Source organism: Micromonospora sp. WMMD975 (genome assembly GCF_029581215.1).
Lineage (GTDB): Bacteria > Actinomycetota > Actinomycetes > Mycobacteriales > Micromonosporaceae > Micromonospora.
The window spans coordinates 5,432,088-5,453,081 of record NZ_CP120739.1 but is presented as its reverse complement, the minus strand read 5'-3'; the positions used below and the strand labels follow the sequence as shown (position 1 = coordinate 5,453,081).

Here is a 20,994-nt window from a genome sequence, read left to right as displayed (position 1 = left end):
CCACTTCGATACGACGTTCATGGGTCTCACCTCCTCAGGTGGTCACGGTCAGCCACAAGCTACAAGCCGGCGAACATCCCGTCCAGCAATTTCCGGCCCGGTTCGATGCGCACGGCCTCTTCCGGTCGAGATTCCGCGTGGACGGTGCCGCGCCGGCCGGTTCGCGGCGCAGCAGCCGAGCCGTCGTGGTCTCGTACGGATTTACCGACGAAATTGGAAATGCTACCCGACCGGCGTTTCAGAACGTTCATTTTCGACGCGGGGGCCTAGGCTGGCTCGTGGACGTGGTTCTTGCTTCTCGGCGAGAACAGTTGATCGGCGGGGCCGACCAGCCACACGTGAACGCTACAGATGGGCGCGGTATCGACGAGAGCGGGCATACGGAGGCAGCCGTGTCTGAGCCAGCCGGACCTCACCGACGAATTCGTTTCGTCTCGTCAAAGCCGGACGAGGCGCGGGATTTCATCGGGCGGATGTACGGCGCGCACCTGCAGTTCGATGAGGCAGGGAGCGGTGGCATATGGGTGAGCCTCAATCGCGCAGAGTTTGGTGCGGTCAGCTCGACCACGGCGCGGATTTCGGCGGATCTCGATTTCCTCGTCGAAGGCCGTGATGAGCTTTTCCTCAATACCGTCATTTCCGGCCGGGTCGACTACACGTGCGGCCGACGTGACGCGAGTTACCACGCCGGTGACATCTTCATCGGCAGTCATCCGCAGATGGCCTGGCGGGGGCGGCTGTTCAGCCCGGACGTCGACGTAATCGGCCTGCCGGAAACTCTGCTCCGGGAGGTCGCGGGCACCGCTGGTGAGCGCTCGAACGGCCGGTGGCTACCTCGATCGTGGGAGCCGTTGCCCGGATGCGCCGAGCAGTGGCGCGCCACCACCCGCTACGTGCGGGACCTGCTCGACCAGCCACCCGCCGCGACCGAGCCGCTCGTGCTCGGCGCCGCCGCCCGGCTGCTGGCCGCGACTGCGCTCGCCGCCTTCCCGAGCGACGGGCGACCGGAACCGAGCATCGAGGACCGACATGACGCGCACCGGAAGACCCTCCGTCGGGCGATCACCCTCATCGAGGCCAACCCCGATGCCGACCTGAGCGTCGCCGGCATCGCCCACGCCGCAGGGGGTGACCGTAAGCGCGCTGCGGCTCGCCTTCCGTCGGTACCTCGACACCACCCCCATGGCCTATCTGGGACGGGTCCGTCTCGACCGGGCCCGGGACGACCTGCGCAGGGCCACGGCCGGTGACGATCGGGAGATCAGGGCCATCGCCAACCGCTGGGGCTTCGCCGACCTGTCGCGCTTCACCCGGCGGTATCACCGTGCGTACGGGGAGACACCCGACCGGACGCTGCGCCGATGAGCGTGATTCGCCGGCCGCCGACGTGTTGACGCGGCCGGCGGATCACCTCGGGCCGGGGCGGCGTCCTCTGTTTCTGGAGCGCGGCGGTTCACTGCGGTACGGGTGCGATGATCGGTAGCCGGATGGTGAAGGTGCTGCCCTGACCGAGGACGCTCGCCACCGAGATCGTGCCGTCATGTGCCTCGGCCAGCTTGCGGGCGATCGACAGGCCGAGACCGCTCCCGCCGGTGCTACGCGTCCGCGAGTCGTCGGCCCGCCAGAAACGGTCGAAGACCTTCGCCGTGTCGGCGGGCGCGATGCCGGTGCCGGTGTCGGAGACGGCGATGGTGAGCTGGTCGTCCACCACCACGCAGCGGACCGTGACCGATCCGCCGGCGGGGGTGTGCCGGATCGCGTTGGCGACCACGTTTCCGACGAGCTGCCGCAGCCGGGCGCCGTCGACCGCCGTCTCCGGGTCGGCGACCACCTCGGTGGCCAGCCGCACGCCGCCGGCCTCGGCGGCGCCCCGATGCGCCTCGACGACCTGCTCCAGCAGGTCGGCCACGAAGTGCGGTTCACGGTGGATGCGCAGGTCACCGGCGTCGGCGGCGGCCAGGTCCCGCAGGTCGTCGATGATGTGCTGGAGCAGCAACGCCTCGTCGAGCAGCAGGTTGAGCAGTTGCGCGTCGGGCTGGGCGAGCCCGTCCTGGGCGGCCTCCAGCCAACTGCGGATGTTGCTCAGCGGCGTCCGCAACTCGTGCGCCACGTCGCTGACCATGCTCTTGCGCAACGCCTCGGTCTGTTCCCGCCGGGCGGCGAGGTCGTTGAGGGCGGTGGCCAGCAGGCCGATCTCGTCGCGGGTGGTCACCGGCACCCGGGCCTGCTCGTCCGCCGGCAGCCGGGTGGCGTCGGTGAGCGCCCGCAGCGGTCGCACCAGCCGCCGCCCGACCAGCACGGTGACGAGCACGGTGGCGGCCAGCACCGCGCCTGTCACCTCGACGATGCGGATCACGTTCGCCCGGGACAGGTTGAACACGGGCTCGGTGGTGCCCTGGGCCTCGTCGGTCACGAAGAGCAGGGCCGGCGGCGCCACGTACGGCCGCAACTGGGCGAGCTGTGCCTTCTGGAGGCAGGCGTCGACCTGCTTGTCGAACTCGGCGTCGCCGCTCGGGATCGCCGTACGGTCGAGTTGGATCGCGACCCGTTCCGGCGCTCCCGCCTTGCGCATGCAGGACCTTGTCGCGGCCTCGAGCTGCTCGATCGGCTCGGCCTCGCTCCGCAACGGTCGGGTCAGCTCGGCCGGCTCGCAGGAGCTGACGATGTCGCGCGGATCCGTTCCGGTCACCTGGACCGACGCCCGACCGGTCGGGCCCACCACGACCTTCACGCCCAGCTTGGAGTCGCGGCGGATGCAGTCGTGCCACTGTCCGGCGAGTGTCCGGGTGAAGGCGCTCTCCCGCTTGGTCAGCACGTACGGCCCGAGCACGCGCGGGTCGATCCGCGCGCTCCCACCGGTCAGGCCCAGGTCCACCTGCAACGGGTCGACGGTCGCCGAGGGGCGCGCCGCCCGCAGCGACGGGCCGTCCGGCGCGGAGTCGGCGATCACCTGCCGCTCCGGGGTCATCAGCGTGATCCGGCGTTCGAGCGTGTCGGCCCGCTCGGCGAGCACGGCGGTCACCCCCGACCAGTCCCGGTGGGAAGCGGCGTAGCCCACCAGGGTGTCGTAGATGTCCTTGTCGTCGGCGAGGGAACGGCCCTGCGCCTGCTGGATGGCCTGCGTCGTCGACTGCACGGCCAGCCACGTCGTCGCGAGGATCGCGCAGACCGCCACCAGCAGGGAGGTGGCCAGCAGCCGCACCACCAGGCTGCGGTGCGGTGGCACCCGCTGGCGTCTCACGGCGTACCGGCGGTCAGCTTGTAGCCGACGCCGTACACGGTCAGCAGCTGCCGGGGGCGGCGGGGGTTCGCCTCGATCTTCCGGCGCAGGTTCATCACGTGCACGTCGATGGTGCGTCCGGTCGACTCCCGGTCGATGCCCCGGGTGTGTGCCAGCAGTTGGCCGCGGGTGAACACCCGGCCGGGCTGACGCGTCATCGCCGCGAGGATCGCGAACTCGCCGGCGGTGCAGTCGACCGGGACACCGCCGGCGGTCACGGTGTGCCGGGCCTCGTCCACGGCGAGGCGCCCGACCCGGTGCACCGGCGCCTGCTGAGTGGTCGTGGGCACCCGGCGCAGCAGCGTCCGGACCCGGGCCACCAGTTCCCGGGGGCTGAACGGCTTGGTCATGTAGTCGTCGGCGCCGAGGTCCAGCCCGCGCAGGAGATCGTCCTCACCGGACCGCGCGGTCAGCATCAGCATCAGCACGTCCGACTCCTGCCGGAGGATCCGGCAGACCTCCATGCCGTCCAGCTTCGGCAGCATCACGTCGAGCAGCAGCAGGTCGAACGCCTGCTGCCGAGCCTGCCGCAGCGCCGCCTCGCCGTCGTGCACGATCGTCGCCTCGTGTCCCTCCGCGGCGAGGTAGCGGCGCAGCGCCTCGGCCTGCCGCTCGTCGTCCTCGGCGAGCATCACCCGTGCGCACATGGTGGGGACTATAGGTCAGGCACAACGCTGTCAATCCGGTGAAAAAGACCATGCTCCGGTCTGACAGGTTCCTGATATTCCCGCGCCACCATCGGCGCCATGCCACTGACCCGAACGGTGCCGCAGTCGGACACCGAAACCCAGGTCATCCCCCGCGTCGAGGCGCCACCGGCGCCGCGCCGCCGATATCTCAGGGTGATGATTCCCGCGGTCGTCCTCGCCGCGGTGACCACCGCGGCCGTCGTCGCCTGGTCCGGCCGAAACGCCGGCCCGGCGCCGACCGCCGACGAACCGACAGGCGTACGGAGCGTCGCGGTGGTGAAGCAGGACATCTCGACGTCGCAGTCGCTGCCGGGCACGCTCGGCTTCGGCGCCGCCCGGTTGCTCAAGGGCAGCGGGAGCGGCACGGTGACCTGGCTGCCCGCGCAGGGCGCGTCGGTGCGGCGGGGCCAGCAGCTCTACCGGGTCGACGACCGGCCCGTGCCGCTGTTCTACGGCGGGATGCCGCTGTTCCGCCCGCTGCACGACCTCGACACGGTCGGCCGGGACGTGCGGATCGTCGTCGACAACCTGCGCGCCCTCGGCTACGACGTCGGCGACCAGCCGAAGCCCGGCACCCGACTGACCCGTACGCCGTCCACGCCCACCCCGGCGCGCACGGTGGCCAGGGGCGACGGCGTGCTGACCACCGCGCTGCGGGACGCCGTCAAACGCTGGCAGAACGACCTCGGGGTGCCGGCGACCGGCGCGATCGAGCCGGGGGACGTGGTGGTGCTCGTCGGCGCGGTCCGGGTCGACTCCGTCGCCGCCCAGCCCGGGGACGGCGCGGACGCCACGTTGATGTCGGTCACCCAGACCTCGAAGGTGGTCACCGTGCAGGCCGGCATCAGCGACGCGGGCTCCATCGAGCAGGGCGACGCGGTCACCGTGCACCTGCCCGACGAGAGCACGATCAACGGCCGGGTGACCGCCGTCGGTCAGGCGGTGCAGGCGGCGGAGGGCGAGGCCGGCGCCGGCGGCGCCCCGCCCACTGTCACCGTGACGATTGCCGTGAAGAACTCCGCCGCCACCGCCCGGATCAGCCTCGCCGACGTGCGGGTCGACTTCGCCGCCGAGACCCACAAGGACGTCCTCGTCGTCCCGGTCGGCGCGTTGCTCGCGCTCAGCGAGGGCGGCTACGGGGTACAGATCTCCGGCGGCGGCCTGGTCGCGGTCGAGACCGGTCTCTTCGCACAGGGACTCGTCGAGGTCGACGGGGACGGCCTCGACGCGGGCACGATGGTGGTGACCACCTCGTGAGTCCGGTGCTCTCGGCGCGCGGCGTCAGCATGCGTTACCCGGGTGGGGTCGAGGCGTTGCGGGACGTGTCCCTCGACATCGCCGAGGGCGAGCTGGTCGCCATCGTCGGGCCGTCCGGCTCGGGCAAGTCGACCCTGCTCAACCTCATGGGCACCCTGGACCGGCCCACCTCCGGCACGATCTCGATCGCCGGGCAGGACGTGGCCGCGCTCTCCGACCGCCGGCTCTCCGCCCTGCGGGGGCGCTGGCTCGGTTTCGTTTTCCAACAGTTCCACCTCGCCGACGGCCTCACCGCCGCCGAGAACGTGGCCACCGGCCTGCTCTACGCGGGTGTGCCGCGCCGCCGCCGCCGCGCGTTGGCGCTGGAGGCGCTCGACCGGGTCGGCCTCGCCCACCGCGTCGCCCACCGTCCGGCCCAACTCTCCGGTGGGGAGCGTCAGCGCGTCGCCATCGCGCGGGCCCTCGTCAACGGCCCCGCGCTGGTGCTTGCCGACGAACCCACGGGCGCCCTGGACACCGGCAACGGGCTCGCCGTGCTCCGCCTGCTGCGCCGACTCAACGAGGAGGGCACCACCATCGCCATCATCACCCACGACAACGAGATCGCCGCCGGGCTCCTGCGCCGGGTCGAGTTGCGCGACGGCCGGCTGGTGCGCGACCTGTCGGTGGTCCGGTGACGCGCCGGGTCCGGCTCTCCCCGGTCGACCTGCTCGACGTGGGACTGCTCGGCATCCGTACCCGCAAGGCGAGGGCCGCGTTCTCGGCGTTGGGCATCGCGATCGGCATCGCCACCACGGTCCTCGTCACCGGCGTACCGGCCTCCGGCCAGGCGGCGCTGCTGCGCGAACTCTCCGCCCTGGGCACCGACCACCTCCAGGCCATGGCGCAGCCCAACCGGGACTCACCGCCGGAGTTTCCCGCGGAGTCCGTGACGATGGTCAAGCGCATCGGGCCGGTCACGGCCGCGAGCGCGGTCGCGAACACCCATGCGCTGGTACGCCGCAACGACCGCGTCGACGCCACGGACGGCTCCGGCCTGACCGTGCTCGCCGCCCGCCCGGACCTGCTGCGGGCGGTCGACGGGAAGGTGCGCGCCGGGCGGTGGCTGGACGCGGTCACGGAGCGGTTCCCGACCGTGGTGCTCGGCTCCGTGGCCGCCACCCGCCTGGGTTTCGCGGATCTGCCCACCACCGGCGGTCCCGGCCCGTCCGTGTTCATCGGCGACAGGTGGTTCACCGTCGTCGGCATCCTCGCCCGGATGCCGCTCTCGCCGGACCTGGACCGCTCGGTGCTGGTCGGCTGGGAGGCGGCCCGTAGCCACCTCCGCTTCGACGGGCGTCCCACGGTCATCTACCTGCGGTGCCGGGAGTCGGCGGTCGAGGCCGTCCGGGAGGTCCTGCCGGCCACCATCTCACCCGTCGAACCCGGGCAGGTGGTGGTCACCCGCCCGTCGGACGCCCTCGCGGCGAAGCGGGCCACCGAGAGCAACTTCTCCACCCTGTTCCTCGGCCTGGCCGCGATCGCGCTGCTGGTCGGCGGCATCGGCGTGGCGAACACGATGGTGGTCTCGGTGCTGGAGCGGCGCACCGAGATCGGCCTGCGTCGCGCGCTGGGCGCGCACCGCGGCCAGATCCGCGCCCAGTTCCTCACCGAGTCGGCCGCGCTCGCCGCGCTCGGTGGTGCCGCCGGGACCCTGATCGGTGTGGCCGTGACCGCCGGTTACGCGACCTGGCAGGGCTGGCCGGTCGTGGTCTCGGTGCCGGCGACGCTCGCGGGGCTCGGTGGCGCGGTCGTGGTCGGTGTGCTCGCCGGTGTCTACCCGTCGATCCGGGCGTCCCGTCTCACGCCGACCGAGGCGCTCGCCTCGACCTGAGGCATGCCGGGGTACGACCGGAGGCGCCACCCGGTGCGGGTGGCGCCTCCGGTGCCGAGGGGGTTACTTCCGCTTGGCGGTGACCTCCCGCTCGCACTCCGGCGAGAGCTCCATCCCCTTCGAGATCGACCGCGCGTCGTTCTGCTTGCCGCCGAACGCCCAGCCCGGACCGTCGGCGTTCACCTCGACGTACCGGACGCCCTTCTTCTTGAGGCACGCGACGACGTCGCGGGCGAAGTCCTTCGCCTCCGGATTGGCCGGGTCGAACTCCCACGGCGGCAGCGGCATGAAGTTCTCGCAGGCCTTGTTCGCCGCGCCGGCCCGGCCCGTGGTGAGACCTTCGACCCGGCTCCTCTTGGTGTCGAAGCCGTGCTCGGACATGCACTTCTCGTACGGCTCGTAGAGGGCCTTGGTGTCCTCGGGGGTGTCGTCGAGGCGGGCGCGGGGCCGTTCCACCTTCGGTGCCGAGGTCGCGGCGGCGGGTGTCTCGGTGCGGAGCGTGGCCACCTCGGCCTCGCCGGTGTCCGCCCGGTCGTCGTCGGGGGTCGAGCACCCGGCGCCGCCGATCGTGACCGCCACCACGAGCGCGGCCATCGCGTACTTCCTCATCCTGACGCCTTCCTGTCGGGCCCGCGGAGTGGTGCGGGGCTACCGATGCCCAGGGTCGCCGCAAGTTGTCAGGAAGCTGTTTGTCGCGCATCGCACACGTAACGCCCGTCGGCCGGAGCATGCGCGGGAGTCGATGTTAACGCCATCATGGCGTCGATGCGCCGGCGGTCCGGCACCGGCGGGCAGGGGTGATGCCCGTGGAATCGGGGCCTTCGGCAGGTGTCGATCGATGATTCGGGGAAGTTACGACTTGACGAACGCCATGTTATCGCCCACATTCGATGGTCAAGGACGAGGCTGGGGCTTTCCGGGCAGGTCTGCCTTGTCGAGATCGCACGCGTACCCAACGTGCACGAGATCTTGTTAGCGCTAACACTCGGACGGGTCCGTCCGGGTCAGGCCATCGAGGAGGATCATGTTCGCCTTTGCTAGAACCCCGTCGGATGCGCCGCCGCGGCGGCGCAGATGGATGCCGCGGGTCGTCGCGGCCGGCGTGACGGCCGTGTTGGCAGGCGTCGGCGCCACGGCGGTGATGTCGACCCCCGCCGCCGCGGCCTCGGTCGACACCAGCGCCTGGTATGTGCTCGTCAACCGCAACAGCGGCAAGGCCCTGGACGTCTACAACCTGGCCACGAACGACGGCGCGCGGATCGTGCAGTGGGCGCGCAACAACGGCAACCAGCAGCAGTGGCAGTTCGTCGACTCGGGCGGCGGCTACTACCGGCTGCGGTCCCGGCTGTCCGGCAAGGTGCTCGACGTCTACAACTTCTCCACCGCCAACGGCGCCAACATCGTGCAGTGGTCCGACGGCAACGGGACCAACCAGCAGTTCCGACTGGCCGACTCCGACAGCGGCTACGTCCGGCTGATCAACCGGAACAGCAACAAGGTGGTCGAGGTGCAGGGCGCCTCGACCGCCGACGGCGGCAGCATCGTCCAGTACGACGACTGGAACGGCAGCAACCAGCAGTGGCAGCTCGTCCGCGTCGACGGCGGGGGCAACCCCACCACGCCGCCGACCACGCCCCCGCCGGGTGGCACGTGCAACCTGCCGTCGAGCTACCGCTGGTCCTCGACCGGCGCGCTCGCGCAGCCCAAGTCGGGCTGGGCGTCGTTGAAGGACTTCACCGTCGCGCCCTACAACGGTAAGCACCTGGTCTACGCCACCACGCACGACTTCGGTTCGTCGTGGGGCTCGATGAACTTCAGCCCGTTCACCAACTGGTCCGACATGGCCTCGGCCAGCCAGAACGGCATGAACCAGGGCACCGTCGCACCCACCCTGTTCTACTTCGCCCCCCGCAACATCTGGGTCCTGACCTACCAGTGGGGCGGCACGGCGTTCTCCTACAAGACCTCGTCCGACCCGACCAACCCCAACGGCTGGTCCTCGGCACAGCCCCTGTTCACCGGCAGCATCTCCGGCTCCGGCACCGGCCCGATCGACCAGACGATCATCGGTGACAGCCAGAACATGTACCTGTTCTTCGCCGGCGACAACGGCAAGATCTACCGCGCCAGCATGCCGATCGGGAACTTCCCCGGCAACTTCGGCTCCAACTACACCACCATCATGAGCGACAGCACGAACAACCTGTTCGAAGCCGTCCAGGTCTACAAACTCCAAGGACAGACCCGCTACCTCATGATCGTCGAAGCCATCGGCTCCCAGGGCCGCTACTTCCGCTCCTTCACCGCCACCAGCCTGGGCGGCTCCTGGACCCCCAACGCCACCAGCGAGAGCAACCCCTTCGCCGGCAAGGCCAACAGCGGCGCCACCTGGACCAACGACATCAGCCACGGCGAACTCATCCGCACCACCGCCGACCAGACCTTCACCGTCGACCCCTGCAACCTCCAACTCCTCTACCAGGGCCGCTCCCCCAACTCCGGCGGCGACTACGGCCTCCTGCCCTACCGCCCCGGCCTGCTCACCCTCCAGCGCTGATCAAGTCGAACACCTGGCAACCGAGGGCCGGTCTCCCGAAAGGGGGGCCGGCCCTTCAGGCGAGGGGCGCGGTTCCGGCCGTCTCGGCGGCCCGGCTGGAGGCCGGGCCAGGCGCGAGAGGCGCGGGTCTCGTTCGCCGTGAGGGCGGCTCACCGGGGGCGGCCGGAGGTCGGGTCAGGCGGGGTAGGCGCGGGTCTCGGTCGCCTTGACGGCGGCCCACACGGAGCGGCCGGGCACCAGATCGAGGTGGCTGGCGGCGGCCGGGGTGACGTCGGCGGCGACCGCGATCGGGCCGTCGAGCTGCACACGCAGGTTGTCGCCATGGCGTTGCAGGCCGGCGATGACGGCCGGCCAGGTGTTGCGCGGGCTGCCGTCCGGCCGGCGCGGATGCAGCGCGACGGCCGAAGGCGGGAACGCGACGAACGCGTCCCCGTGCAGAGCGTCGGCGACGGCGAGGGCGAGCCGGTCGTCGACGCGGACGGTGTGCCCGTCGGCGGTGCCGCGATAGAGGTTGAGTCCGACCAGGCGGGCGACGTAGTCGGTCCGCGGCTGCGCGGTGATGGTGGCGGCGTCGCCGTCCTGCACCACCCGGCCGTCCTCGACGATGACGAGCCGGTCGGCCAGGACCAGCGCGTCGAGCGGATCGTGGGTGACAAGCAGCGTGGCGCCGGGATGGTCGCCGAGATGCCGGTGGAGTGCGGCGCGGGTGTCGAGCCGGGTGCGGGCGTCGAGCGCGGCGAGCGGTTCGTCGAGCAGCAGCAGCACCGGGTCGACGGCGAGGGCCCGGGCGAGCGCGACCCGCTGGGCCTGCCCGCCGGAGAGCTGTCTCGGCTTGCGGCGCGACTGGTCGCCCAGACCGACCCGGTCCAGCCAGTCGTCGGCGAGACGACGGGCGGCACGCCGGTCGGCGCCGTGGCGACGCGGCCCGAAGGCGACGTTGTCCCGCGCGCTCAGGTGCGGGAAGAGGAGATAGTCCTGGAAGACCACGCCGATCGGGCGGTGCTCGGGGGGTGTCCAGAGGCGCTTGTCGGGCCGGTCCACGGGTCGGCCGGCGAGCGCGAGGTGGCCCGCGTCCAGTGGTTGCAGACCGGCGAGGGCGCGCAGGGCGGTGGTCTTGCCGGCCCCGTTGGGGCCGAGCAGCGCGACCACCTCGCCGGCCTCAATCCGCAGCGGCAGGTCCAGGCGGAAGGTGCCCCGGTCGACGACCAGGTGCGCGTCCACGACCGGGCTCATGCGCTGGTGATCCACTTGTCGCGCAGGCCGGCGAGGATGGCCACCGACACGGCCAGCAGGACCAGGCTGAGCACGACCGCGCCGTCCAGATCCCCGCCCTCGATGGTCTGGTAGACGGCCAGCGGCATGGTCTGCGTGATGCCGGGATAGTTGCCGGCAAAGGTGATCGTGGCCCCGAACTCACCCAACGCGCGCGCCCAGCACAGCACCGCTCCGGCGGCCACGCCCGGCCCGACCAGGGGCAGTGTGACGTGGGTGAAGGTGGTCCAGCGCCCGGCGCCGAGGGTGGCGGCGGCCTCCTCGTAGCGGGCGTCGGCCCCGCGTAGCGCGCCCTCCACGGCGATGACCAGGAACGGCATGGCGACGAACGCCTCGGCGACGACCACCCCGGTGGTGGTGAACGGCAACGTGAACCCGAACGTGGCGTCCAGCCACTCGCCGACCAGGCCGCGGCGCCCGAACACCAGCAGCAGCGCCACCCCGCCCACCACCGGTGGCAGCACCAGCGGCACCGTGACCAGCGCGCGGACCAGCCGGCGGCCCGGGAAACGGGTGCGGGCCAGCAGCCACGCCAGCGGAATGCCCAGCAGCAGGCACACGACGGTGGCGGCGGTGGCGGTCTGCAACGACAGCCGCAGCGCGGTCAGCGCACCGGGTTCGGTGAGCCGCTGCGGCAGGCTGGCCCACGGGGCGCGGACCACCAGCCCGGCCAGGGGCAGCACCAGGAACAGCAGGCCCACCACAGCCGGCACCAGCAGACCCACCGGCACCCGCTGCCCCCGACCGCGGCGCGACGACCCGGCCGGTTCGGGCCGTACCGCCGTGCCGTTTCCGCCGGTCGAGGTCATCGCCGCTACGGGGCCTGGAAACCGGCGGCGGTCAGGACGGCCATGCCCCGGTCGGACCGCACGTAGGCGACGAAGGCCCGCGCGGCGGGCTTGTTGGGGGCGTTCTTCAGCACGACGATCGGGTAGTCGTTGATCGCGCCGGCGGATTCGGGGAACTCCACCCCGTCCACGTCGGCCGTCGCCGCCCTGATGTCGGTGCGGTAGACCAGGGCCGCGTCGACCTCGCCGAGCTTCACCTTCGACAGCGCGCCCTTGACGTCCTGCTCCAGCGTGACCGGGGTGAGCTTCACCCGCGCGGCGGTCAGGGCCTTGGTGGCCGCCGCGCCGCAGGGCACCTGCTCGGCGCAGAGCGCCACCTTCAGCCCCGGCCCGGTGAGGTCGGCCAACGCCCTGATGCCTTTCGGGTTGCCCGTGGGCACCGCGATGACCAGTTGGTTCCTCACGAACGTGGTCGGCGGCCCGTCGCCGGTGACCGACTGCATGTTCGTCGGCGAGGCGGAGGCGAACACGTCGGCGGGAGCGCCCTGGTTGATCTGGTTGGCCAGCGCGGAACTGCCGGCGAAGTTGAACGTCACCGTCACACCCGGGTTGGCGGCTTCGAAGTCCCTGCCGATCCGGGTGAACGACTCGGTGAGCGACGCCGCCGCGAACACGGTCACCGTCCCGGTCGGCCCGGAACCGGAAGCCGAACCGCCGGGCGCGTCGGTGCCGCCGCCCGCGCAGCCGGCCAGCCCCGCCAGTGCCGTCACGCCGGCGAGCGCGGCGCGGACGAGACGTACGCCGCCCCGGACCCGGGTCGCAGTCATGCGCCGACCCGTGCCCGGTGGGCCGGGGCGGACCGCTCCACCACCACGGTGGTCGACTTGATCACCGCGACCGCGACCGACCCGACCCGCAGGCCCAACTCCTCGACCGCCTCCCGGCTCATCAGCGAGACGATCCGGAACGGCCCGGCCTGGATGTCCACCTGGGCCATCACGGTGTCCTTGGCGACCGCGGTCACGATCCCCCGCAGGCGGTTGCGCGCCGAGGACTCCTCCGACCGGCCGTTCGCCTCACCCGCCTGCTCGCGGACGAACCCGGCCAGCTCGACCCCGTCGATCACCCGGTGGCCCTGCTCGTCGCGTGCGGCGGCCAGCCGGCCCGCGTCGACCCAGCGGCGCACGGTGTCCGCGCTCACGCCGAGCAACTCCGCGGCCTCCCCGATCCGAAACACCGTCACACCGCGCACCCTACCCGGGCGCACCTGCTGGTCAAAGGGGCGACATGGCATCGCTTCTGCGAAGAAGGGCAGGATCTATGTTCCGCAGATGCGCCCGGACGACCTGATCCGCCAGATCGTACGCGCCGAGGAGGCCGGCTTCGACTTGGTCTGAGGACAGCACCTGCACCTGGAGGACGCGCGGGTGTTCGACCCGCCGGACGCCGGGCCGACCGCCTCCGCGCCCTCGGCGACTGAGTACCCGTACGGATGGCAGGTGCGGCCGGGGCGACCAGAATTCTCCCCATGCGAACCCGAATCATGATCGCCCTGGCCGCGGTCGGCCTCAGCGGGCTGATGCTCACCACCGGCTGCTCCTACGAGGAGGCCATCTGCGCCGACGGCGAGTATCCGGCGATCGCGGTCGGCGGCCAGGGCGGCAGCGCCTGCTTCCCGGACGGCCAGGAGCCGACCCCGCCGTACGTCCGTTACCCGGAGGGGAAGGTCCCGCAGCACGTCGACGACGAGTGGGACGTCTACTGGCGGACCCACGGCATCGACGAGAACAACACCATCATCGAGCGCTGACGAACTCCTCCACCCCGGTGCAGACCCGGCCGAGCGCGTCGGCGGAGCGGGCCAGCGGGCCGGGCACCATCATCGAATGGTCGGCGTCGGCCACCTCCACCACGTACGGGCTGAGCCGGCGCGCCACCTCGCCGTTCCAGGACCGGTCGGCGGTGCCGCCGGCCAGCAGGAACGGCGCGGTGGCGCGGCCCAGCGGGTCGCGTACGGCCGCCTCGTGCAGCAGCGGGGTCAGCCAGACCGCCGGGATGCCCCGGTCGGCGGCGAGCGGAGCGGCGAAGCTGCCGAGCGACTTGCCGACCAGCAGATCGACGCCGGCGTCGAGGACCGGCGTCAGTTGCTCGGCCACCCAGCCGGGCGCCGCGTCCAGGCGTAGCTCGTCCAGCCGCTGCCAGCTCACCTCGTGCACGTCGAAGCCGAGCCGGCGCAGCGCCTCCCCGACGTAGACGAAGAGCGGACCCCGGGTGTCGTAGCCGCGTCCCGGGGCGAGCACCGCCCGCCGATTCGCCATGGTCGTCTCCCTCCCGCCCGGCCGGACCCCACGCTAGCCGCTCGACCGGATCGACGGGGTCCCGTTGCACGCGCAGCGGGACCACCGGGCCGAGCCCGGCCCGCTAGGGTCCGGTCATGAGCGTGCATCCCCGCGTGGTCACCGACGACTTCCCGGCCACCCTCGCCTTCTACACCGCGCTGCTCGGCGAGCCGGAGAAGGTGGTCGAGGAGTTCGAGTACGCCGGCTTCGACGCCGCCGGACAGACCGTGCTCGCGCTGCTGGGCCGGCGGGCCGCCGAAGCCGTGCTCCCGGTCGGCCGGGGCGACGGCGGCGTGCTCGTCGTGGTCCCGGTGTCCGACGTGGACGCAACGGTGTCCGCGCTGCCCGCCGGGACGCTCGTCGCCGAGCCCGCCGACCGTCCCGGCTGGGGCGTCCGCTCCGCCTACCTGCGTGACCCCGAGGGCAACCTGATCGAGGTGCAGTCCTGGCTGCCCCGCTGACCGGGCACGACCGGCGGGCTCACAACCGCTCCGGCGTCCGGATGCCGAGCAGATCGAGGCCCTGCCGGAGCACCCGTGCGGTCACGTCGCACAACGCCAGCCGGCTGTCCCGCACCGGCCCCTCGGCCCGCAGCACCGGGCACCGCTCGTAGAACGCGTTGAACGCGACCGCGACCCGGTGCAGATAGCCGGCCAGGTGATGGAACTCCAGGCTGCCGGCCACCTCCTCGACCACCGGCGCGAAGCCGACCAGCTCGAACGCGAGCGCCCGCTCGGCCGGCTCGGCGAGCGAGATGTCCGCGCCCGGCCGCGCCGCCGCGCCGGCCCGCCGGAAGATCGACCGGATCCGGGAGTACGCGTACTGGAGGTACGGCGCGGTGTTGCCGTCGAGCGACAACATCCGCTCCCAGTCCAGCACGTAGTCCCGGTGCCGATCGCTCGACAGGTCGGCGTACTTGATCGCGCCGATCCCGACCGCGCGCCCCACCTCGGCCGCCTCCGCCTCACCCAGCTCCGGGTTGCGCTCGCGGGCCAGCGCGGTGGCCCGCTCCACCGCCTCGGTGAGCAACCCGACCAGTTTCACCGCCCCGCCGGCCCGGCTGCGCAGCATCCGCCCGTCCGGCCCGAGGATCGACCCGAACCCGACGTGCTCGGCCCGGGCCGGTGGGTTCAACCAGCCGGCCTGCGCGCCGGTGGCGAAGACCATCTCGAAGTGCCGCCGCTGCGGCGACCCGACCACGTAGAGCAGGCGGGTCGCGCCGAGCGTGCGGGTCCGGTGCCGCAGCGCGGCCAGGTCGGTCGCCGGATAGCCGTACCCGCCGTCGGACTTGCGCACGATCAGCGGCAGCGGCTCGCCGTCCCGCCCCACCGAACCGGGCGGGAAGACGCAGTCCGCGCCCTCGCTGTGCCGCAGCAACCCGAGCCGGTCCAGCTCATCCACCGTCGGCGCGAGCAGGTCGTGGTAGCTGCTCTCGCCCCGGAAGTCAGGCCGGGAGAGGGTCACGTCGAGGAGGTCGTACACGGTCAGGAAGTAGCTCTCGGACTGCGCCACCAGCAGCCGCCACCGCCGCAGCGTCGCCGGGTCGCCGCCCTGCAACGCCACCACCCGCAGCCGGGACCGCTCCCGGAACCCGGGGTCGTCGTCGAACTTCGCCCGCGCCGCCGTGTAGAACGCGTCCAGGTCGCCCATCGACAGCTCCTGCGCCGCCTCCGCCTCACCCAGGTCGGCCAGGTGCTCGATGAGCATCCCGAACGGCGTGCCCCAGTCGCCGAGGTGGTTGGCGCGCACCACCCGGTGCCCCAGCCACTCCAGCAACCGCGCCGCCGCGTCCCCGATCACCGTCGACCGCAGGTGGCCGACGTGCATCTCCTTCGCCACGTTCGGCGCCGAGTAGTCGACCACCACGGTCTCCGGCCCGGCGGCGACCGGCACCCCGAGCCGCGGATCGGCGGCAAGCGCGGAGACCAGGCCGCCGAGCGCCCCGTCGGCGACGGTCAGGTTCAGGAAACCGGGCCCGGACACCTCGACGGACGCGCAGAGGTCGGCCAGCTCCGCGCGGTCCCGTACCTCCGCGGCGATCGCCCGCGGCGGCCGGCCGAGCCGCCGGGCCAGCCCGAGCGCCGCGTCGGACTGGAAGTCCGCGTGCTGCGAGCGCCGCACGACCGGGTCCACCGGTCCGCCGGCCACCGCCGCGAACGCCGGCGCCAGCCGGTCGGCAAGCAACTTCTCAAGATCCATGGGTACGCCGATCTCGCTCGATCCGCCGCGCGGATCACCGGATGGGAAGGGCGGCGGAGCGAGGACGATCGACGACGACCGGCGGCTCGATCCGCCGGTCGCAGGAGAGGAAAGCTCAGCGCAGGCGGTCGCGGGACCGCCGGCGTCGCAGCGCGCCGAGCCGGACGTCGGGGGACGCCGTCGGGTACGCCTGCGAACTGCTCATGCCGGCAGCGTAACCGGCCGGCCCGGGTTCGGCGCAAGCGCGTACCCGGACCGGCCGTCGGCGTACCCCGATCGTCAGGCCGGTGTGGCGGCGGCCTTGCGATAACGCTCGGCCCGCCGCCGCACCTGGGTGTACGCGCTGGTCAGGCCCATCGCCCGGCGGACCTCGACGAGCGTGGCGTGCACCTGCGCCCGGGTCCGTTCGGTGCCGGCGACGATCAGCTCGTCAACCAGGCCGGGCTGCGCCTCGAACCGGGCCCGGCGCTCGCGGACCGGTTCGAGGAAGCGGTTGAGCGCCGTGGCGAGCGCCTCCTTGACCTCGACGTCGCCTACCCGCCCGGCCCGGTAGCGCGTCTTGAACTCCTCGACCTGCGCCCGGTCCGGGTTGAACACGTCGTGGTAGGCGAAGACCGGGTTTCCCTCGACCGTCCCCGGCACGTCGGCGCGGACCCGGTTCGGGTCGGTGTACATCCCCATCACCTTGCGCCGCACGGTCGCCGCGTCGTCGGAGAGCGCGATCGCGTTGCCCCTGCTCTTGCTCATCTTCCCGGCGCCGTCCGTGCCGGCGAGCGTCGGCGTCTCCGACATGATCAGGTCGGGCACCGGGAAGACGTCGCCGTAGAGGTGGTTGAACCGGCGGGCGATCTCCCGGGTCACCTCGACGTGCGCCGCGTTGTCCTTCCCCACCGGCACGACCTGCCCCTTCACGCAGAGGATGTCGGCCGCCTGGAGGACGGGATATCCGAGCAGGCCGTACGGCATCTCGTCCTTGCCGGCGTCCCGGGTCATCTCCTTCAGCGACGGCACCCGTTCCAGGCGGGGCACCGTGACCAGGTTCTGCAACAGCGTGTTCAGGTCACCGACCTCGGGGATCGCCGACTGGAGATAGAACGTGGCGCGTTCCGGCTCGACGCCCGCGGCCAGGACGTCGGTGACCATCTCGCGGGCGTTGCCGGCGACCTGCTCGATGTCGGCGCGGGTGTTCCTGGTGGTGAGCATGTGCAGGTCGGCGATGATGAAGAAGCTCTCGTAGCGCTGGTGCAGCCGCACCCGGTTGGCGATGCTGCCCACGTAGTGGCCGAGGTGCAGTCGCCCGGTCGGGCGGTCGCCGGTGAGCATGCGTGCTGAGGACATGGAGGTACGCCTTTCGTGCCGGTCGATGACGGGACGCGCGGACACGCGCGAACGACCCGGGTGCCGACCCGGATCGGTGGAACGGGCTCGTCAGAACGAGCGCCGCCATCGCCCGCCGGCGCGGAACCGCAGCCCGCCGGCTCGAAGGACGTCCAGAATCTGTTCCCGGCCGTCGTCAGCACGACCCGGGAGACCGGCAGGGGTCTCCGGGGTGCAAGTGCTCGACCGGACCATGCCTGACACGGTAGCCGCCCGGGTGGCCGTCCGGCTGCCCCTCCGGCTCAGCCCTGCCGATAGCTTTCGGAGTAGTAGCCGCCGACCCGCTCCCGGTAGTCGGCGCGCGTGAAGTCGTCCGGGTCGAACGCCTGCGACTCCTTCACCTGGTCGCGGATCCGGTCCACGTGCACGACGCGGTCCAGGTGGTCGACCCGGGCCACCGTTCCGGCGGGCAACAGCACCTTCTTCCCGAAGATCCAGGGACCGGTGTCGACCACCAGGTACCGGGCGTCGGCCTCCTCGCTGGCCTCGTCGATCGAGCCGATCCGGCCGTCGGTCGCCTCCACCCGGTAGCCGACCAGGTCGACCGGGGTGCCTGGGCCGGGCGCGTCCACCCGGTCGTCGGCGTCCGAGGGGCGCTGCCGCGGCACCTCGTCCGGGCCGGTCTGGTCGTAACCGCCGGCGAGCGCGGCCGGGTCCCGCCAGGCCCACGGATTGAACGGCTGCATGGTGACGCCTCCAGGATGTCGTCCGATGGGCCGTTCACAGTGCCCGGCGGACGGGGGCGGGAAACCCGGGCGGCCCCCACCGTGCCGCTGGCATACTGGCCGACCATGGTCCTGTCGCGTGGCTGGTCGCTGTTCCTGGTCGGCGTCGGCGTGTGGACCTGGGTGATCTGGCCGAGGTTCGCCGCCGCCATCTGGAACGACCCGCGAGCATGGTCGGCCGGTGTCGTGGGCGAGGGTGGCCCGACCAGCTTCCTCTGGGTGCACGCGTTGCTGATCGTCGCCTCACTTGCCATCGGTACGACGGCGGGCGTGCTCGGTGTGCGCGGCTGGCTGGCCGTCCGCCGCGCCTCGCGGTCCAGCTGATGGTGTGACGTGGGCCGCCACCTCTCGATTTGACGATCAAACCCGCCGACGCGTAACTTTCTCTCTGCCAGCGCGGAACGGGGCAAACGGGACGAAAGCCCGTGAGTGCCGAACCGAGGCGGGCACCGCGTCCGAGGGGGTTCACACCCCGTCAGGACACGGTCCGGGCGAGGCCCGCCGGAACGCCGCAGGGCGGATTTGGCGGAGCGGAACCGACCGGGTAAGGTTGACGACCGGCAGGGCACCGGGCGAGCTTGCGGGAGACCGCAGCGGCCGGCCTGCCAAATCCGACGGCCAAGCGCAGTGGTTCACCGCTGCGTGAGTTCGTCGGCGCCAACCCGTACGAAGCATGACAGACCGGCACACACGGTTTGACACGGCAGAGACGGTGAGGTAACGTAGTAAAAGTGCCCGGCGCGAGAGCGGCGGGTGCGGTGGACGAAATGCCCCGGTCGTGGGTCCTCCGGTTGGAGGGTTTTCGAGTGGTGTGTGGTTGTTCTTTGAGAACTCAACAGGGTGCTTGATAAGCCAGTGCCAATTGTTTTATACCCCGGACTGGTCGGGCCTTTGTGGTCTGTCTGGTTGGGATTCCTTTGGCAACATTTTGTTGTCAGGACATTGTGTCCAACGAAGGTTTTTGTTGGAGAGTTTGATCCTGGCTCAGGACGAACGCTGGCGGCGTGCTTAACACATGCAAGTCGAGCGGAAAGGCCCTTCGGGGTACTCGAGCGGCGAACGGGTGAGTAACACGTGAGCAACCTGCCCTAGGCTTTGGGATAACCCCGGGAAACCGGGGCTAATACCGGATATGACCACATGTCGCATGGTGTGTGGTGGAAAGTTTTTCGGCCTGGGATGGGCTCGCGGCCTATCAGCTTGTTGGTGGGGTGATGGCCTACCAAGGCGACGACGGGTAGCCGGCCTGAGAGGGCGACCGGCCACACTGGGACTGAGACACGGCCCAGACTCCTACGGGAGGCAGCAGTGGGGAATATTGCACAATGGGCGGAAGCCTGATGCAGCGACGCCGCGTGAGGGATGACGGCCTTCGGGTTGTAAACCTCTTTCAGCAGGGACGAAGCGGAAGTGACGGTACCTGCAGAAGAAGCGCCGGCCAACTACGTGCCAGCAGCCGCGGTAAGACGTAGGGCGCGAGCGTTGTCCGGATTTATTGGGCGTAAAGAGCTCGTAGGCGGCTTGTCGCGTCGACCGTGAAAACCTGGGGCTCAACCCCAGGCCTGCGGTCGATACGGGCAGGCTAGAGTTCGGTAGGGGAGACTGGAATTCCTGGTGTAGCGGTGAAATGCGCAGATATCAGGAGGAACACCGGTGGCGAAGGCGGGTCTCTGGGCCGATACTGACGCTGAGGAGCGAAAGCGTGGGGAGCGAACAGGATTAGATACCCTGGTAGTCCACGCTGTAAACGTTGGGCGCTAGGTGTGGGGGGCCTCTCCGGTTCCCTGTGCCGCAGCTAACGCATTAAGCGCCCCGCCTGGGGAGTACGGCCGCAAGGCTAAAACTCAAAGGAATTGACGGGGGCCCGCACAAGCGGCGGAGCATGCGGATTAATTCGATGCAACGCGAAGAACCTTACCTGGGTTTGACATGGCCGCAAAACTTGCAGAGATGTAAGGTCCTTCGGGGGCGGTCACAGGTGGTGCATGGCTGTCGTCAGCTCGTGTCGTGAGATGTTGGGTTAAGTCCCGCAACGAGCGCAACCCTCGTTCGATGTTGCCAGCGCGTTATGGCGGGGACTCATCGAAGACTGCCGGGGTCAACTCGGAGGAAGGTGGGGATGACGTCAAGTCATCATGCCCCTTATGTCCAGGGCTTCACGCATGCTACAATGGCCGGTACAATGGGCTGCGATACCGTGAGGTGGAGCGAATCCCAAAAAGCCGGTCTCAGTTCGGATCGGGGTCTGCAACTCGACCCCGTGAAGTCGGAGTCGCTAGTAATCGCAGATCAGCAACGCTGCGGTGAATACGTTCCCGGGCCTTGTACACACCGCCCGTCACGTCACGAAAGTCGGCAACACCCGAAGCCGGTGGCCCAACCCTTGTGGAGGGAGCCGTCGAAGGTGGGGCTGGCGATTGGGACGAAGTCGTAACAAGGTAGCCGTACCGGAAGGTGCGGCTGGATCACCTCCTTTCTAAGGAGCACCATCCAGCGAAGGCTGGTATGGAGCCCGCGCTGCCCGAATGTGGTGGCGGGGTGCTCGGATGGCGGAGACACTGGCCAGTTTTTCCTCGGCAACGGCCGATTCTTCTCGTACAGCCGGCTTTCGGGTTGGTGGGAGCGAAGATTCTGGTGC

Annotated in this window: 19 protein-coding genes and 1 rRNA gene; 9 read left to right on the top strand and 11 right to left on the bottom strand. The window is 70.9% G+C overall.

Annotated elements, in window-relative coordinates:
- Positions 1–38 precede the first annotated feature (38 nt).
- Positions 39–1,250, top strand: coding sequence for a hypothetical protein (locus tag O7613_RS24250; protein WP_282290157.1), 1,212 nt, complete (start codon positions 39–41; stop codon positions 1,248–1,250).
- A gap of 203 nt (positions 1,251–1,453) precedes the next feature.
- Here O7613_RS24250 and O7613_RS24245 read toward each other — a convergent pair whose 3' ends face one another.
- Both O7613_RS24245 and O7613_RS24240 read right to left on the bottom strand, forming a co-directional pair.
- Positions 1,454–3,241, bottom strand: a complete 1,788-nt coding sequence (locus tag O7613_RS24245) for a HAMP domain-containing sensor histidine kinase (RefSeq protein WP_282290156.1) — start codon at positions 3,239–3,241, stop codon at positions 1,454–1,456.
- Positions 3,238–3,927 (bottom strand): response regulator transcription factor, encoded by a 690-nt coding sequence (locus O7613_RS24240; protein WP_281586103.1) that lies wholly within the window; start codon positions 3,925–3,927, stop codon positions 3,238–3,240. Before O7613_RS24240 ends, O7613_RS24245 begins: the two co-directional genes overlap by 4 nt.
- A 99-nt stretch (positions 3,928–4,026) precedes the next feature.
- Between O7613_RS24240 and O7613_RS24235 the strand changes: the two genes are divergently transcribed.
- From O7613_RS24235 to O7613_RS24225, 3 genes are read left to right on the top strand one after another with little or no spacing between them, the layout of a single operon-like run.
- Positions 4,027–5,226, top strand: coding sequence for an efflux RND transporter periplasmic adaptor subunit (locus O7613_RS24235; RefSeq protein ID WP_282290155.1), 1,200 nt, complete (start codon positions 4,027–4,029; stop codon positions 5,224–5,226).
- Between the two features lie 29 nt (positions 5,227–5,255).
- The gene (locus O7613_RS24230) at positions 5,256–5,903 is read left to right on the top strand and encodes an ABC transporter ATP-binding protein (protein WP_282294606.1); all 648 of its coding nucleotides are present in this window, start codon (positions 5,256–5,258) and stop codon (positions 5,901–5,903) included.
- Entirely contained in the window at positions 5,900–7,099 is a 1,200-nt protein-coding gene (locus O7613_RS24225) for an ABC transporter permease (protein WP_281586106.1), read from the top strand. The genes O7613_RS24230 and O7613_RS24225 overlap by 4 nt, the downstream gene beginning before the upstream one ends.
- 63 nt (positions 7,100–7,162) lie before the next feature.
- On the opposite strand, the gene O7613_RS24220 is transcribed toward O7613_RS24225, so the two are convergent.
- On the bottom strand, positions 7,163–7,708 hold the full coding sequence (locus tag O7613_RS24220) for a hypothetical protein (RefSeq protein WP_282290153.1): 546 nt from the start codon (positions 7,706–7,708) through the stop codon (positions 7,163–7,165).
- 415 nt (positions 7,709–8,123) lie between these two features.
- On the opposite strand from O7613_RS24220, the gene O7613_RS24215 reads away from it, so the two are divergent.
- The gene (locus O7613_RS24215; RefSeq protein ID WP_281586110.1) at positions 8,124–9,656 is read left to right on the top strand and encodes a non-reducing end alpha-L-arabinofuranosidase family hydrolase; all 1,533 of its coding nucleotides are present in this window, start codon (positions 8,124–8,126) and stop codon (positions 9,654–9,656) included.
- 174 nt (positions 9,657–9,830) lie between these two features.
- Here O7613_RS24215 and O7613_RS24210 read toward each other — a convergent pair whose 3' ends face one another.
- Genes O7613_RS24210 through O7613_RS24195 form a run of 4 tightly spaced genes read right to left on the bottom strand, consistent with a single transcriptional unit; the run spans position 9,831 to position 12,959 of the window.
- Complete coding sequence (locus tag O7613_RS24210; protein ID WP_282290149.1) at positions 9,831–10,889, bottom strand: ABC transporter ATP-binding protein; 1,059 nt, start codon at positions 10,887–10,889, stop codon at positions 9,831–9,833.
- Positions 10,886–11,737, bottom strand: a complete 852-nt coding sequence (locus O7613_RS24205; protein WP_282290147.1) for an ABC transporter permease — start codon at positions 11,735–11,737, stop codon at positions 10,886–10,888. The genes O7613_RS24210 and O7613_RS24205 overlap by 4 nt, the downstream gene beginning before the upstream one ends.
- Positions 11,738–11,742: 5 nt before the next feature.
- Positions 11,743–12,543 (bottom strand): molybdate ABC transporter substrate-binding protein, encoded by an 801-nt coding sequence (gene modA / locus O7613_RS24200; protein WP_282290145.1) that lies wholly within the window; start codon positions 12,541–12,543, stop codon positions 11,743–11,745.
- Positions 12,540–12,959, bottom strand: a complete 420-nt coding sequence (locus tag O7613_RS24195) for a TOBE domain-containing protein (protein WP_281586116.1) — start codon at positions 12,957–12,959, stop codon at positions 12,540–12,542. The genes modA and O7613_RS24195 overlap by 4 nt, the downstream gene beginning before the upstream one ends.
- A 285-nt stretch (positions 12,960–13,244) precedes the next feature.
- Here O7613_RS24195 and O7613_RS24190 point away from each other — a divergent pair, with 285 nt between their 5' ends.
- Entirely contained in the window at positions 13,245–13,526 is a 282-nt protein-coding gene (locus O7613_RS24190; protein WP_281586118.1) for a hypothetical protein, read from the top strand.
- Here the strand turns inward: O7613_RS24190 and O7613_RS24185 are convergent.
- The gene (locus tag O7613_RS24185) at positions 13,513–14,034 is read right to left on the bottom strand and encodes an alpha/beta hydrolase (RefSeq protein ID WP_281586120.1); all 522 of its coding nucleotides are present in this window, start codon (positions 14,032–14,034) and stop codon (positions 13,513–13,515) included. The genes O7613_RS24190 and O7613_RS24185 overlap by 14 nt on opposite strands.
- A gap of 116 nt (positions 14,035–14,150) precedes the next feature.
- On the opposite strand from O7613_RS24185, the gene O7613_RS24180 reads away from it, so the two are divergent.
- On the top strand, positions 14,151–14,516 hold the full coding sequence (locus O7613_RS24180) for a VOC family protein (protein WP_281586121.1): 366 nt from the start codon (positions 14,151–14,153) through the stop codon (positions 14,514–14,516).
- A 19-nt stretch (positions 14,517–14,535) separates the two neighbouring features.
- On the opposite strand, the gene argS is transcribed toward O7613_RS24180, so the two are convergent.
- The 3 genes from argS to O7613_RS24165 form a co-directional block, all read right to left on the bottom strand.
- On the bottom strand, positions 14,536–16,254 hold the full coding sequence (gene argS / locus O7613_RS24175; protein ID WP_282290141.1) for an arginine--tRNA ligase: 1,719 nt from the start codon (positions 16,252–16,254) through the stop codon (positions 14,536–14,538).
- Between the two features lie 279 nt (positions 16,255–16,533).
- A complete protein-coding gene (gene trpS, locus O7613_RS24170) occupies positions 16,534–17,592 on the bottom strand; it encodes a tryptophan--tRNA ligase (protein ID WP_281586125.1) in 1,059 nt (352 codons plus the stop codon).
- 281 nt (positions 17,593–17,873) lie between these two features.
- Positions 17,874–18,317 (bottom strand): PRC-barrel domain-containing protein, encoded by a 444-nt coding sequence (locus tag O7613_RS24165; RefSeq protein ID WP_282290139.1) that lies wholly within the window; start codon positions 18,315–18,317, stop codon positions 17,874–17,876.
- Positions 18,318–18,422: 105 nt separating this feature from the next.
- Here O7613_RS24165 and O7613_RS24160 point away from each other — a divergent pair, with 105 nt between their 5' ends.
- Together O7613_RS24160 and O7613_RS24155 are read left to right on the top strand one after the other, a co-directional pair.
- Complete coding sequence (locus O7613_RS24160; RefSeq protein WP_281586129.1) at positions 18,423–18,680, top strand: hypothetical protein; 258 nt, start codon at positions 18,423–18,425, stop codon at positions 18,678–18,680.
- Between the two features lie 637 nt (positions 18,681–19,317).
- A 16S ribosomal RNA gene (locus O7613_RS24155) occupies positions 19,318–20,832 on the top strand.
- Positions 20,833–20,994 lie beyond the last annotated feature (162 nt).